At 69.8% G+C, this 12013-nt stretch carries 12 protein-coding genes; 10 read left to right on the top strand and 2 right to left on the bottom strand.

Features of this window, described 5'->3' with window-relative positions; translation table 11 throughout:
• Positions 1-96 precede the first annotated feature (96 nt).
• From hrcA to ABN028_RS04655, 6 genes are all read left to right on the top strand, one after another.
• Positions 97-1116, top strand: coding sequence for a heat-inducible transcriptional repressor HrcA (gene hrcA, locus ABN028_RS04680; protein WP_349327635.1), 1020 nt, complete (start codon positions 97-99; stop codon positions 1114-1116).
• A 76-nt stretch (positions 1117-1192) separates the two neighbouring features.
• Positions 1193-2326, top strand: coding sequence for a molecular chaperone DnaJ (gene dnaJ / locus ABN028_RS04675; RefSeq protein ID WP_349327637.1), 1134 nt, complete (start codon positions 1193-1195; stop codon positions 2324-2326).
• Between the two features lie 6 nt (positions 2327-2332).
• Positions 2333-2689: an HIT domain-containing protein gene (locus ABN028_RS04670; RefSeq protein WP_349695741.1), complete on the top strand. Its 357-nt coding sequence runs from the start codon at positions 2333-2335 to the stop codon at positions 2687-2689.
• Positions 2690-2887: 198 nt separating this feature from the next.
• Complete coding sequence (locus ABN028_RS04665; RefSeq protein ID WP_349327640.1) at positions 2888-3922, top strand: PhoH family protein; 1035 nt, start codon at positions 2888-2890, stop codon at positions 3920-3922.
• A 149-nt stretch (positions 3923-4071) separates the two neighbouring features.
• Positions 4072-4539, top strand: a complete 468-nt coding sequence (gene ybeY, locus ABN028_RS04660) for an rRNA maturation RNase YbeY (protein WP_349327642.1) — start codon at positions 4072-4074, stop codon at positions 4537-4539.
• Positions 4540-4651: 112 nt separating this feature from the next.
• On the top strand, positions 4652-5956 hold the full coding sequence (locus ABN028_RS04655; protein WP_502877567.1) for a hemolysin family protein: 1305 nt from the start codon (positions 4652-4654) through the stop codon (positions 5954-5956).
• Positions 5957-5983: 27 nt separating this feature from the next.
• Here the strand turns inward: ABN028_RS04655 and ABN028_RS04650 are convergent, their stop codons facing one another.
• Both ABN028_RS04650 and ABN028_RS04645 read right to left on the bottom strand, forming a co-directional pair.
• Entirely contained in the window at positions 5984-7270 is a 1287-nt protein-coding gene (locus tag ABN028_RS04650; protein ID WP_349327644.1) for a sensor histidine kinase, read from the bottom strand.
• Positions 7267-7923: a response regulator transcription factor gene (locus ABN028_RS04645; RefSeq protein ID WP_349327646.1), complete on the bottom strand. Its 657-nt coding sequence runs from the start codon at positions 7921-7923 to the stop codon at positions 7267-7269. The genes ABN028_RS04650 and ABN028_RS04645 overlap by 4 nt, the downstream gene beginning before the upstream one ends.
• Before the next feature lie 193 nt (positions 7924-8116).
• On the opposite strand from ABN028_RS04645, the gene ABN028_RS04640 reads away from it, so the two are divergent.
• From ABN028_RS04640 to ABN028_RS04625, 4 genes are read left to right on the top strand one after another with little or no spacing between them, the layout of a single operon-like run.
• Positions 8117-8713, top strand: a complete 597-nt coding sequence (locus ABN028_RS04640) for a hypothetical protein (RefSeq protein WP_349327648.1) — start codon at positions 8117-8119, stop codon at positions 8711-8713.
• The gene (locus ABN028_RS04635) at positions 8710-9984 is read left to right on the top strand and encodes a peptidoglycan-binding protein (RefSeq protein ID WP_349695740.1); all 1275 of its coding nucleotides are present in this window, start codon (positions 8710-8712) and stop codon (positions 9982-9984) included. Before ABN028_RS04640 ends, ABN028_RS04635 begins: the two co-directional genes overlap by 4 nt.
• The gene (locus ABN028_RS04630) at positions 9981-10760 is read left to right on the top strand and encodes an ABC transporter ATP-binding protein (protein ID WP_349695739.1); all 780 of its coding nucleotides are present in this window, start codon (positions 9981-9983) and stop codon (positions 10758-10760) included. Before ABN028_RS04635 ends, ABN028_RS04630 begins: the two co-directional genes overlap by 4 nt.
• Positions 10760-11995: an ABC transporter permease gene (locus tag ABN028_RS04625; protein ID WP_349695738.1), complete on the top strand. Its 1236-nt coding sequence runs from the start codon at positions 10760-10762 to the stop codon at positions 11993-11995. The genes ABN028_RS04630 and ABN028_RS04625 overlap by 1 nt, the downstream gene beginning before the upstream one ends.
• Positions 11996-12013 lie beyond the last annotated feature (18 nt).

The following is a 12013-nucleotide window of genomic DNA, read 5'->3' as shown; positions in this document are numbered from 1 at the left end:
CTCTCCCCGTAGACTGGCACTCGGGTTCGGGGAGTGCCAGGCACATGCCGCTGCCCCGCCCTCAGGTCAACCGTGACGCGAGGAGGTGCGGGCTCCATGCTCGACGAACGCAAGCTGGCCGTCCTCCGCGCCATCGTCGAGGACTACGTGCACACCGAGGAGCCGGTCGGTTCCAAGGCGCTTGTCGACCGGCACCACCTGGGCGTTTCCTCCGCGACGGTCCGCAACGACATGGCCGCGCTGGAGGACGAGGGCTACATCGCCCAGCCGCACACGAGCGCTGGCCGGATCCCGACGGACAAGGGCTACCGGCTGTTCGTCGACCGGCTGAGCACGATCAAGCCGATGTCTGGCGCGGAGCGCAGGGCGATCTCGACGTTCCTCGAGGGCGCGGTCGATCTGGACGATGTCGTCAACCGGACCGTACGCCTGCTCTCCCAGCTCACCCGCCAGGTCGCGGTCGTGCAGTACCCCACCTTGTCCCGGTCGACCGTCCGCCATGTCGAGTTGGTGCTGCTGTCCACCACCCGGCTGCTGATCGTCCTCATCACCAGCACGGGCCGGGTCGAGCAGCGTGTCGTCGACGTCGGCAAGGCCCCTGAAGACGCGCTGCTGGGCGATGTCCGGGCCCGCCTCAACGCTGCGGTCATGGGGGCGCGGCTCGCCGAGGTGCAGTCGCTCGTGGTCGACCTGCCTGAGGCGTTCGCGCCCGACGACCAGCCGATCGTCGCCAGCATCGTGTCGGCGTTCCTCGAGACCCTCGTCGAACGCCCGGAGGAACGCATCGCGGTCAGTGGCACCGCCAACCTGATCCCGCTCGGGCACGAGTTCCACTCCTCGATCCGGCCGGTACTCGAGGCGCTGGAGGAGCACGTCGTGCTGTTGCGGCTCCTCGGCGAGTCGACCGCTCCCGCCCGCCTCACGGTCCGGATCGGGCACGAGAACCCCTACGCTGAGCTGGCCGCCGCCTCCGTTGTCGCGACCGGCTATGGTCCTGGGGACGAGACACTCGCCCACCTGGGTGTCGTCGGACCCACCCGGATGGACTATCCGGGCACGATGGGTGCGGTCCGGGCGGTCGCCAGATATGTCAGTCAGATCCTCGCTGAGGAATAGCTTCTCAAAGAGGCAGCGGGGTCTTAAGGAAGATGAGTCCCAAGGGAATGAGTCAGTGCAAGAGGCCACCCACAGCATGAGCCAGGACTATTACGAACTCCTCGGAGTCGGGCGCGACGCGTCCGCGGAGGAGATCAAGAAGGCCTACCGCCGGCTGGCGCGCACCCTGCACCCTGACGTCAACCCGGATCCGGAGACCCACGAGCGTTTCAAGGAGGTCACCCGCGCCTACGAGGTCCTGTCGGACCCGAAGAAGCGTGAGGTCTACGACCTGGGGGGCGATCCGCTCGGTGCGGCTGGACAAGGTGCGGGATTCGGGCAGGGTTTCTCGTTCACCGACATCATGGACGCGTTCTTCGGCGGCACGACCGCCCGCGGGCCGCGACCCCGGACCCGCCGTGGCCAGGACGCGCTCCTGCGCCTCTCGGTCGATCTGGCCGAGGCGGTGTACGGCGCCGTCAAGGAGGTCCAGGTCGACACGGCCGTCGTCTGCGGGAGCTGTTCGGGCAGGGGCGCTGCCCCAGGCACGACACCCACCAGCTGCTCGGTCTGCGAGGGTCGCGGTGAGATCAGCTCCGTCCAACGGTCCTTCCTCGGCCAGGTCATGACGAGCCGGCCGTGCCCCCGCTGCCAGGGGTTCGGCACGATCATCCCCACCCCGTGCCCTGAGTGCGCGGGGGAGGGCCGGGTGCTGTCCCGGCGTACCCTCGCCGTCCGGATCCCCGCCGGCGTCGACGACGGCACCCGGATCCAGCTGGCCGGCCAGGGTGAGGTGGGCCCCGGCGGCGGTCCCGCCGGCGACCTGTATGTCGAGATCCAGGTCGCCCCGCACGAGGTGTGGACCCGGCGCGCCGCCGACCTGCACTGCTCGGTGACGCTGCCCATGACGGCCGCGGCGCTCGGCACGACGATCTCGCTGGAGACGCTCGACAACGACACCGTCGAGGTCGACGTCAAGCCTGGCACGCAGTCCGGGCAGCGCCTGGTCGTCACCGGTCGAGGCGTACCTCATCTGTCCGGTTCGCATCGCGGTGACCTGGTCGTCCACGTCGTCGTGGAGACGCCGACGAAGCTCGACGCGGCACAGCGAGACCTGCTCACCGAGCTCGCCAGGCTACGGGACGAGGAGAAGGCGACCGGCCAGTTCTCGTCCGAACGTCGAGGCGTCTTCTCGCGGATCCGGGACGCCTTCAACGACAGGGGTGTCTGAACCGCCGTGGCACAACGATCAGCCGACTGTGTGTTCTGCGGCATCGTCGCCGGCACGATCCCGTCGGCACAGGTCCGTGAGACCGACCGGACCCTCGCCTTCCGCGACGTGAGCCCCCAGGCACCCGTCCACGTACTGGTCGTTCCCAAGGACCACTACGCCGACGTGGCCGAAGTCGTGGCCGCCGCTCCCCACCTGCTCCGGCTGCTGCTCGAGGAGTGTGTGGCGGTCGCCAGGGACGAGGGGATCGCCGACGACGGCTACCGGATCGCCCTCAACACCGGCGAGCAGGGTGGTCAGGGGGTCGCGCACTGCCACGCCCACGTTCTCGGGGGACGGCAGATGGCTGGTCAGCTGGGCTAGAAGAGCGCCCGTCGGCGGCGGGGGCCCGGGCCGTTGGCGGCGGAAGATCGCGTCGGATCGCCCCGGATCGGGAAAGTACGGAAGAAATACCCGTCCGCATCCGGTCCCGCGCGGGCTACCATGACTGTCGATTCACCGGCCAGGAGCCGGGTGTCAGCACGTTGGGACTACGGAGGAGAGGGCCGACCAAGGCCGCCCATGGGCAAGATCACCCCGTCACAGACCAAGATCGTCGTACCGTCGAGCATCTCCATGGTGAGCCTGCTCGGGCCGCGTGATGAGTTCCTCCGGGTCGCTGAGAAGGAGTTCGACGCCGAGATCCACGTCCGCGGCAACGAGATCACCGTGGTCGCGGAGCCTGACGAGCGGATCCTCGTCGAGCAGCTGTTCGACGAGCTGGTGGCCGTCGTCCGCTCCGGCCACGGCCTCACCTCCGACGCGGTCGAACGCAGCATCGCGATGCTCCGGGCCCGCGAGTCCGAACGTCCGGCCGACGTCCTGACGCTCAACATTCTGTCCAACCGCGGCAAGACGATCCGGCCGAAGACGCTCGGCCAGAAGCACTACGTCGACGCGATCGACGAGCACACCGTGGTGTTCTCGGTCGGTCCGGCCGGAACCGGCAAGACCTACCTCGCGATGGCGAAGGCGGTCCAGGCGCTGCAGGCCAAGCAGGTCAACCGGATCATCCTCACCCGCCCGGCGGTCGAGGCGGGGGAGCGGCTCGGGTTCCTCCCAGGCACCCTGTCGGAGAAGATCGACCCGTACCTCCGGCCGCTCTACGACGCGCTGCACGACATGATCGACCCCGACTCGATCCCGCGGCTGCTCACGGCCGGGACGATCGAGGTCGCGCCCCTGGCGTACATGCGTGGGCGCACCCTGAATGACGCGTTCATCATCCTCGACGAGGCGCAGAACACCTCGCCGGAGCAGATGAAGATGTTCCTCACCCGGCTCGGGTTCGGATCGAAGATGGTCGTCACCGGCGACATCACCCAGATCGACCTGCCGGGTGGCGGCACCTACTCCGGACTGAAGGTGGTGCGGGAGATCCTGACCGGTCTCGACGATGTGCACTTCTGCTCGTTGACCAGCCAGGATGTCGTACGCCACAAGCTGGTCGGACGGATCGTCGCGGCCTACGACGCCTACGAAGGGCGGAGCGAGTCCGACACCGCCGCCCGTCCGGTCGACGTACGCCGGCGGAAGCCCGGACCTCTGCGGCCCTGAGGGGACCTGGACGGACCCGTGCTGACGAACCCAGCCGACGAACGCGAGCTGAGGCGACGACCTGACGACCGGAGGAAACCGTACGGGCCCGTCAGCCGTCTCTTTCCCACCTGAGATCGACATCATCGAGGCATTTGCGTGAACCTTCCATGAGCATCGACATCGCCAACGAATCCGGCATCGACGTCAACGAACGCGAGCTCGCCCGGCTGGCCCGGTTCGCCCTCGACCGGATGCGGGTGCACCCCCAGGCCGAGCTGTCGGTCGTCCTCGTCGACGAGAAGACGATGGCCGAGCATCACCTGCGCTGGATGGACGAGCCGGGCCCGACCGACGTGCTGGCGTTCCCGATGGACGAGCTCCGTCCGGGCCGAGAGGGCGAGGATCCGCCGCAGGGCCTGCTCGGGGATGTCGTCCTCTGTCCGCAGGTGGCCGACCGGCAGGCCAAGGACGCCGGACACTCGCGAGAGGATGAGCTCCACCTGCTCACGGTGCACGGCATCCTGCACCTGCTCGGCTATGACCACGGCGAGCCGGAGGAGCATCGGGAGATGTTCGCGTTGCAGGCGCGGTTGCTCGGCGAGTGGCAGCCACTGCGGCAGGGGGCGGGCCGCTGATGGACGATCGCGCCCCTGGACGTGAGGCCCGATGAACGGTTGCGCTGATGGACGGTTGCGCTGATGGATGGTGACCGCTGATGGACTGTGAGCCGGAACGACGGCGGCGCTGATGGGTGGCGACACGGTTCTTCTCGTCCTCGCGGCCGTCCTGGTCTTCGTCGCGGGCGTCCTGGCCGCTGCCGAGGCCGCCCTCTCGACGTTCTCCAAGTCACGTGCCGACGGTCTCGTCGCGGCCGGGCGGCGGGGCGGTGAGCGCGTCCGCATGCTTGTGGAGGACAGCGCGCCCTACCTCAACACCGCACTGTTCCTCCGCCTCGCCTGTGAGCTGACCGCGACGATCCTCGTGGCAGAGGTGGTCATCGGCATGGTCCAACCGACGTGGGCGGCGGTTCTGACGGCGGCCGGCGTGATGATCGTCGTGTCGTACGTCGTCGTCGGCGTCGCACCACGCACGCTCGGCCGCCAGCACGCCAACCGGGTCGCCCTGGTCACCTCGGCGTTGCTGATCGGGCTGACGCGGGTGCTGGGGCCGCTGCCGAAGCTCCTGATCCTGCTCGGTAACGCGCTCACACCGGGGAAGGGCTTTCGTGAGGGGCCGTTCGCCACCGAGGCCGAGCTCCGCGAACTGGTCGACATCGCCGAGGCCAGCCGGGTGATCGAGTCGGGCGAGCGGGAGATGATCCACTCGGTGTTCGAGCTGGGCGACACGATCGTCCGCGAGGTGATGGTGCCCCGGACCGACATCGTCGTCATCGAACGCCACAAGACCCTGCGCCAGCTGATGTCCCTGGCGCTGCGCAGCGGTTTCTCACGGATCCCGGTGATCGGGGAGAACCTCGACGACATCGTGGGGGTGGCCTACCTCAAGGACGTGACCCAACGGGTCTACGACAACCGCCAGGCCGAAACCACCGAACGCGTGGAGCAGGTGATGCGGCCGCCGGCGTTCGTTCCTGATTCGAAGCCGGTCGACGGGCTGCTCCGCGAGATGCAGCAGCAGCGGACGCACCTGTCCATCGTGCTGGACGAGTACGGCGGCACGGCGGGGCTGGTGACGATCGAGGACATCCTCGAGGAGATCGTCGGCGAGATCACCGACGAGTACGACGTCGAGCCGCGCGCGGTGGAGCGCCTGGGCAGCGGCGCGGTGCGGGTCAGCTCGAGGCTACCGATCCACGAGCTGGGGGAGCTGTTCGACCTGGAGCTGGACGACGAGGACGTCGACAGCGTGGGCGGCCTGATGGCCAAGCACCTCGACAAGGTGCCCATCCCGGGCGCCAAGGTGACCGTCGACGGCCTCCGTCTGCTCGCCGAGGGGCCGGTGGGTCGGCGTAACCGCATCCCGACGATCCTCGTCACCCGGGTCGACGAATCCGAACGCGCGGCCGCCGCCGAGCGGTCGGAGGCCACCTGACGACAGGCGTACGACTTCGCCGGCAGGTCAGGCCGGCTCGACCTCCGGAGCGCCAGGGAGCGCGACGGTGACGACGAGACCACCATCGGGCCGTGGTCGAGCGACGACGTCACCGCCGTGCGCGTGGGCGATGGATCGGACGATGGAGAGCCCGAGGCCGGCCCCTTTGGCGGTGACGAGGCGGTCGGTTCCGAGCCTGCGAAACGGTTCGAACAGCTGGGGGATGTCGTACGGCGGGATGACGTCGCCGCTGTTGCTGACCACGACCTCGACCCAGCCGTCGGGGTGCCGCCGGCTGGCGACGTCGACGAATCCCCCCTCGCTGAGGTTGTGTCGGATCCCGTTGTCGACGAGATTCTGGACGAGGCGTTCGAGCAGCACCGGGTCGCCGGCCGTGGGAGCTTCGGCTGCTTTGTCGCGCAGGACGATGCCCTGCTCGCGCGCGGCGCCGCTCGCGTGCGCTGTCACGTGGATCACCACGTCGGCGAGATCGACGGGGGTCCGTTCGACGACGTCGTTCTCGGAGCGCGCGAGCAGCAGGAGCCCGTTGATGAGCCGCTCGTGCCGGGTGTTGATCTCCAGGAGGGTCTCGCCGAGCTGTTGGACGTCGGGCGAGGCGTTCTTGCGGTGCATTGCCACCTCGACGAGGGCACGGTTGAGGGTCAGAGGTGTCCGCAGCTCGTGGGAGGCGTTCGCGACGAAGTGCCGCTGCCCGTCGAAGGACTTGTCAAGGCGTTCGACCATGGTGTCGAAGGTGTCGGCGAGCTCCTTCACCTCGTCGTCCGCGCCGCGGAGGGCGATGCGTTCGTGCAGGCTCCGGTCGGCTGCCTTGGCGTCGGCGATCCGCCGGGCGGTCTCGGTGACCCGGTGCAGCGGCGCGAGGACCCTTCCGGCGATCAACCAGCCGAACCCGGCGGCGGCGGAGCCGACCAGGCCGAGCGCGATCGCCCCCTGCGTGAGCAGCGACGTCAGCGTGGCGCGCCGGAGTTCGGCCTGCTTGGTCGCGACGTAGCGCGAGGCTTCGCTCGCGGTGAGCAGGTCGCCCTCACTGGTCCGGATGAACGCCTCGTCCGGCAGTCGAGTCCCCGGACCGGTGACGCGAGCGGTGAAGAGACCCGTCGCCTCCGGCATCCGCTGGCTGACGAGAACGTAGGTCACGGCCAGCAGGACGAGTCCAGCGGCGAAGAAGAGGCCGCCGTAGAGCAGCGTCAGCCGCAGCCGGAGTGTCGGGCGCAGCCAGCGCCGACGCCCGGCTGGGCGTGGGGCGTCCGCGCGTGGCGTGGCCGAGCGAGCGAGGCTGTGGGGGTCTGTCATGGGATCCGGTACCCCACTCCGGCGACGGTCTCGACCACAGGTGGGTTGCCGAGCTTGCGGCGGAGCTTGAGGACTGTGATGCGTACGGCGGAGGTGAAGGGGTCGGCGTGTTCGTCCCACACCTTCTCCAGCAGGTCCTCGGCGGAGACCACGGCTCCGTCGGCGCGAAGAAGCTCGGCGAGGACACCGAACTCCTTCCTCGACAATGAGAGGTAGCGTCCGTCCCGGAACACCTGTCGGCGTGCCGGGTCAAGGGCGATGCCGGCGCGTTGCAGCAGCGGGGGAGCCGCCGGGCGGGTACGCCTGCCGAGGGCGAGCACGCGGGCGGCCAGTTCGGGGAACGCGAACGGCTTGGAAAGATAGTCGTCGGCGCCGAGCGTCAGCCCGGCCACGCGGTCGCCGATCTCGGCGGCGGCGGTGAGCATGAGGACCCGCGCGCTCGCGTCGGACTCCACGAGGGTCCGGCACACGTCGTCGCCGTGGACGATCGGCAGGTCCCGGTCGAGGACCACCACGTCATAGTCGTGGACGGCGAGCCGCTCCAGCGCCGCATCGCCGTCGAGTGCCACGTCGACGGCGTGGGCGTCACCGCGGAGCCACTCCGCGATCGCCTCCGCGAGCAGGCGTTCGTCCTCCACCACCAGTACCCGCATCGTCGCCCCTTTTGTCCGCGTTCCTTGCCCATGATGCCGCCCCTGCGGCCCGCCTGGCCCGACTCGATGGTGACTCACCCGGTATTTCCTCGCCGTTAACGGGTCCGGAAACGCCGCGGAAACCGCCGTCGGAGTGGACTGGCCGTCCAATGGGGCCGGCAATCCGCTGGCCGTACGGACGAGGGGAGTGATCATGCGAGGTCGAGTGCCTGAGCGACCCGCGCTGGGAGCGGTGATCGTGCTGCTTCTGCTGCTGGTCGTGGCCGGCTGTGCCGGCACTGGGGGTGGCTCGGGCGATGACACCGCTCGCGTCGCCTCCGCCGACGACGGTGCCGCGGATGCGGGAGCGGACGACCCCGGTGGCGCCAGCGGCGAGGACGCAGCCGGGATGAGCCAGGAGGAGCGGGAGGAAAAGGCGCTGAAGTTCGCCCAGTGCATGCGTGAGAACGGCGTCCCGATGGACGACCCGGATTCGAGCGGGCGGGTGCAGATCCGCGTCAACGGCGACGATGTCGACCGCGAGACGGTCGAGCAGGCCCAGCAGGCGTGCCAGAAGTTCGCCCCGTTCGGCAAGGACGGTCCGCGGCAGGACCCGAAGATGGCGGAGAACATGCGCAAGTTCGCGCAGTGCATGCGGGACAACGGCGTACCGGACTTCCCCGACCCCGACGGCGGCAGGATGATGCTGGACAAGTCGATCGCCGGCGATCCTGACTTCAAGGCCGCGCAGGAGGCCTGTGGCGAGAAGTTCCTGCCGAACCGTACGGGAGCGCCAGGTGGTTCCCAGTGAGCGGCACGACGGCAAGGGACGCCGCGACGCAGGGGCCCCAGGCACCGCAGAGCCCACAGACACCGCAGACACCGCAGAGCCCACAGACACCGCGGAGCCCGCAGACGCCGCAGCCGCGTGGCCGGCGCCGTGGCCGCGGGCGAAAGGTGGCGGGCGTCGTCGCCGCGGTGGCCGTCACGGGTGTGGTTGTCTCCGCCGCTGGCGGGATCGTGGCCCGCGAGTTCGGCCTCGGAGATTTCGGCGCAGGCGCTTTCGGCAGTGGCTGGCTCGGCCTCGGCGGGTCCGGTTCGGGCTCGGATGGCGGCACCGCGGAGGCAGCAGCCTCCACCCTGCCGCCGGCCACCACGCAGGTCACCAGGCAGACCATGCAGAGCACCGAATCCGTCGACGGCGACCTCGGCTTCGGTCCCAGCAGCACGCTGACGAACCGCGTTCAGGGCACGGTGACGGCGCTGCCCGACAGTGGGCAGGAGATCGCCCGCGGTCGGGCGTTGTACAAGGTGGACGACCAGCCGGTCGTGTTGATGTACGGCGAGCTGCCGGCGTACCGAACGCTCGGTCCGGGAAGCGAGGGCGCGGACGTCAAACAGCTGGAGCGCAACCTCAAAGCCCTTGGCTACAAGGGATTCTCCGTTGACGAGGACTACACCGACAACACCGCGGACGCGGTCGAGGAGTGGCAGGAGGACCTCGGCCTGACAGAGACCGGCCGGGTCGACCTGGGCCGTGTCGTCTTCGCCGACGGAGCGGTCCGGGTGGACACCGTCAAGGTGGGGCGCGGCGAGCCGGCGGGCCCGGGACTCGCGGTCCTGGACTACACCGGAACCGCGAGTCTCGTGACCGCCGACCTGGAGCTGTCCGACCAATCGTTGGTGACGAAGGGTGCCGAGGTGAGCGTAGAACTGCCCGACGGTACGAAGGTGGCCGGGACGATCGACCAGGTGACGACGGTGATCGAGCCCGCCGCCGACCAGAACAGCGATCCCGAGACGAAGCTCGAGGCCGTCATCTCGCTCGAGGATCAGAAGGCCACCGGGGACCTCACGGCCGCAGCGGTCGACGTGGTGTTCACCGCGTCCGAACGCAAGGACGTATTGACGGTGCCGGTCACCGCTCTGGTCGCCCTCGCCGAGGGTGGCTACGGCATCGAGGTCGTGACGGGATCCACCAGCCGCTACGTACCGGTGACGACCGGGCTGTTCTCCGACGGACGGGTGGAGATCGACGGCGCGGGCATCGACGAGGGCACCCGGGTGGGGGTGCCGAAGTGATCGAGCTCGTCGACGTGACCAAGCACTATTCCGGCGACGTCCACGCCCTGGCCGGTGTCTCGCTGCGGATCGGCACGGGGGAGCTGGTAGCGATCGTCGGCCCCTCCGGATCGGGCAAGTCCACGATGCTGAACGTCCTGGGCACTCTCGACCGGCCGACGTCGGGGTCCGTCGCGCTCGACGGCCGCGACGTGGCCAGGTTGCCCGACCGGGACCTGTCCGCACTGAGGGCGCGGCAGGTGGGCTTCGTGTTCCAGCAGTTCCACCTCGCCGCGGGAGTCCCGGCGCTGGACAACGTGGCCGACGGACTGCTGTACGCCGGAGTCGGGCGACGGGAGCGGCGCCGTCGCGCCACAGCGGCACTGGACCGTGTCGGGCTGGCGCACCGGCTGGACCACGAGCCGCACGAGCTGTCAGGTGGGGAGCGGCAGCGGGTGGCGATCGCCCGGGCCGTGGTCGGGGACCCGCCGTTGCTGCTCGCGGACGAGCCGACCGGCAACCTCGACTCGGCTTCCGGGGCGGCGGTGATGACGCTGTTGCGCGACCTCAACGCCGCCGGTACGACCGTGGTGGTGATCACCCACGATCGGGAGATCGCCTCGAGCCTGCCCCGGCATGTGAGCATGCGCGACGGCCGCGTGATCGCCGACACCATCGGGAGGCGGCCACCCACCGGCGTGTCGGGGCCATCCGGAGCCCCCGGCGCGTCGGGGGCATCCGGAGCCAGCGGAGCGCCGGGCGGCAACGGCGTCCCGACCGGATCGGGGGTGTGGTGATGGCGATGCTCACCGAAGCCCGCGCTGAGACGGCGCCGCCTCGCCTCACGCCGGCCCGCCTGCGCCCGGGCGACGTCGTCCGGGTCGGCGGGGCCGGCCTGCGGTCGCGCCCCTTGCGGGTGTTCCTCTCCGCCTTGGGAATCGCCATCGGCATCGCGGCCATGGTCTCCGTGGTGGGGATCTCCACGTCGTCGCAGGCCGATCTGGACCGCCAGCTCGCGGCGTTGGGCACGAACCTGCTCACCGTCTCGCCCGGGCAGACCATGTTCGGGCAGGACGCGACCCTACCGACCGAGGCCGAGTCGATGATCGACCGCATCGGCCCGGTCACGTCCACGTCGGCGGTCGGTCGGCTCGGCGACGCCAAGGTCTACCGCTCTGACCTGATCCCGGAGGTGCAGACCGGAGGTCTTGCGACCTACGCCGTCCGGCTGGACCTCCCGGACACCGTCGGTGCACAGGTCCGCACCGGGACCTGGCTCAACGCCGCGACGGGACGGTATCCCGCCGTGGTTCTGGGATCGGCCGCGGCCGAGCGGCTCGGTATCGGCCATGCCGGACCGGACGTGCGGATCCTGGTCGGTGGTGAGTGGTTCACCGTCGTGGGCATCCTGGACCCGGCGCCGCTGGCGTCGGAGCTCGACTCGGCCGCGCTGATCGGCTGGGAGGCGGCGGACACCTATCTGGGCTTCGACGGCTATCCCACCACGGTCTACACCCGGTCCGACGACAGTCAGGTGGAAGCGGTGCAGGCGGTCCTCGCGGCCACCGCGAATCCCGCGGCACCGAACGAGGTGGACGTCTCACGCCCGTCCGACGCCCTTGTCGCCCAGCGTGCGGCCGGCGATGCGTTCACCGGTCTGCTGCTCGGTCTCGGGGCGGTGGCGCTGCTCGTCGGTGGGGTCGGGGTCGCCAACACCATGGTGATCTCGGTCCTGGAACGCCGAGCCGAGATCGGGCTACGGCGGGCTCTCGGTGCCACGCGGGGACAGATCCGTACGCAGTTCCTCGCCGAGTCGCTGCTGCTGTCGATGCTCGGCGGGATCGCCGGTGTGGTCCTGGGTGTCGCCGTCACCGTGGGCTACGCCTTCTACCAGGCATGGCCGGCCGTGGTGCCCACCTGGGTCCTGGTAGGAGGAGTCCTTGCCACGCTGACGATCGGTGGACTCGCCGGCGTCTATCCGGCGATCCGGGCCGCGCGCCTCTCGCCGACCGAGGCGCTCGCGGCGCCATGACGCACGTGCCGGCCCGAA

It is taken from the genome of Actinopolymorpha sp. B17G11, from assembly GCF_040196095.1.
GTDB lineage: Bacteria > Actinomycetota > Actinomycetes > Propionibacteriales > Actinopolymorphaceae > Thermasporomyces.
The sequence above is the reverse complement of the archived record's forward strand: the minus strand, read 5'-3'. Positions and strand labels throughout refer to the sequence as shown.

Coding starts and splice junctions, on each gene's coding strand:
- hrcA (WP_349327635.1), top strand. CDS start 97: ATGCTCGACGAACGCAAGCTGGCCGTCCTCCGCGCCATCGTCGAGGAC.
- dnaJ (WP_349327637.1), top strand. CDS start 1,193: ATGAGCCAGGACTATTACGAACTCCTCGGAGTCGGGCGCGACGCGTCC.
- ABN028_RS04665 (WP_349327640.1), top strand. CDS start 2,888: ATGGGCAAGATCACCCCGTCACAGACCAAGATCGTCGTACCGTCGAGC.
- ybeY (WP_349327642.1), top strand. CDS start 4,072: ATGAGCATCGACATCGCCAACGAATCCGGCATCGACGTCAACGAACGC.
- ABN028_RS04655 (WP_502877567.1), top strand. CDS start 4,652: ATGGGTGGCGACACGGTTCTTCTCGTCCTCGCGGCCGTCCTGGTCTTC.
- ABN028_RS04650 (WP_349327644.1), bottom strand. CDS start 7,270: ATGACAGACCCCCACAGCCTCGCTCGCTCGGCCACGCCACGCGCGGAC.
- ABN028_RS04645 (WP_349327646.1), bottom strand. CDS start 7,923: ATGCGGGTACTGGTGGTGGAGGACGAACGCCTGCTCGCGGAGGCGATC.
- ABN028_RS04640 (WP_349327648.1), top strand. CDS start 8,117: ATGCGAGGTCGAGTGCCTGAGCGACCCGCGCTGGGAGCGGTGATCGTG.
- ABN028_RS04625 (WP_349695738.1), top strand. CDS start 10,760: ATGGCGATGCTCACCGAAGCCCGCGCTGAGACGGCGCCGCCTCGCCTC.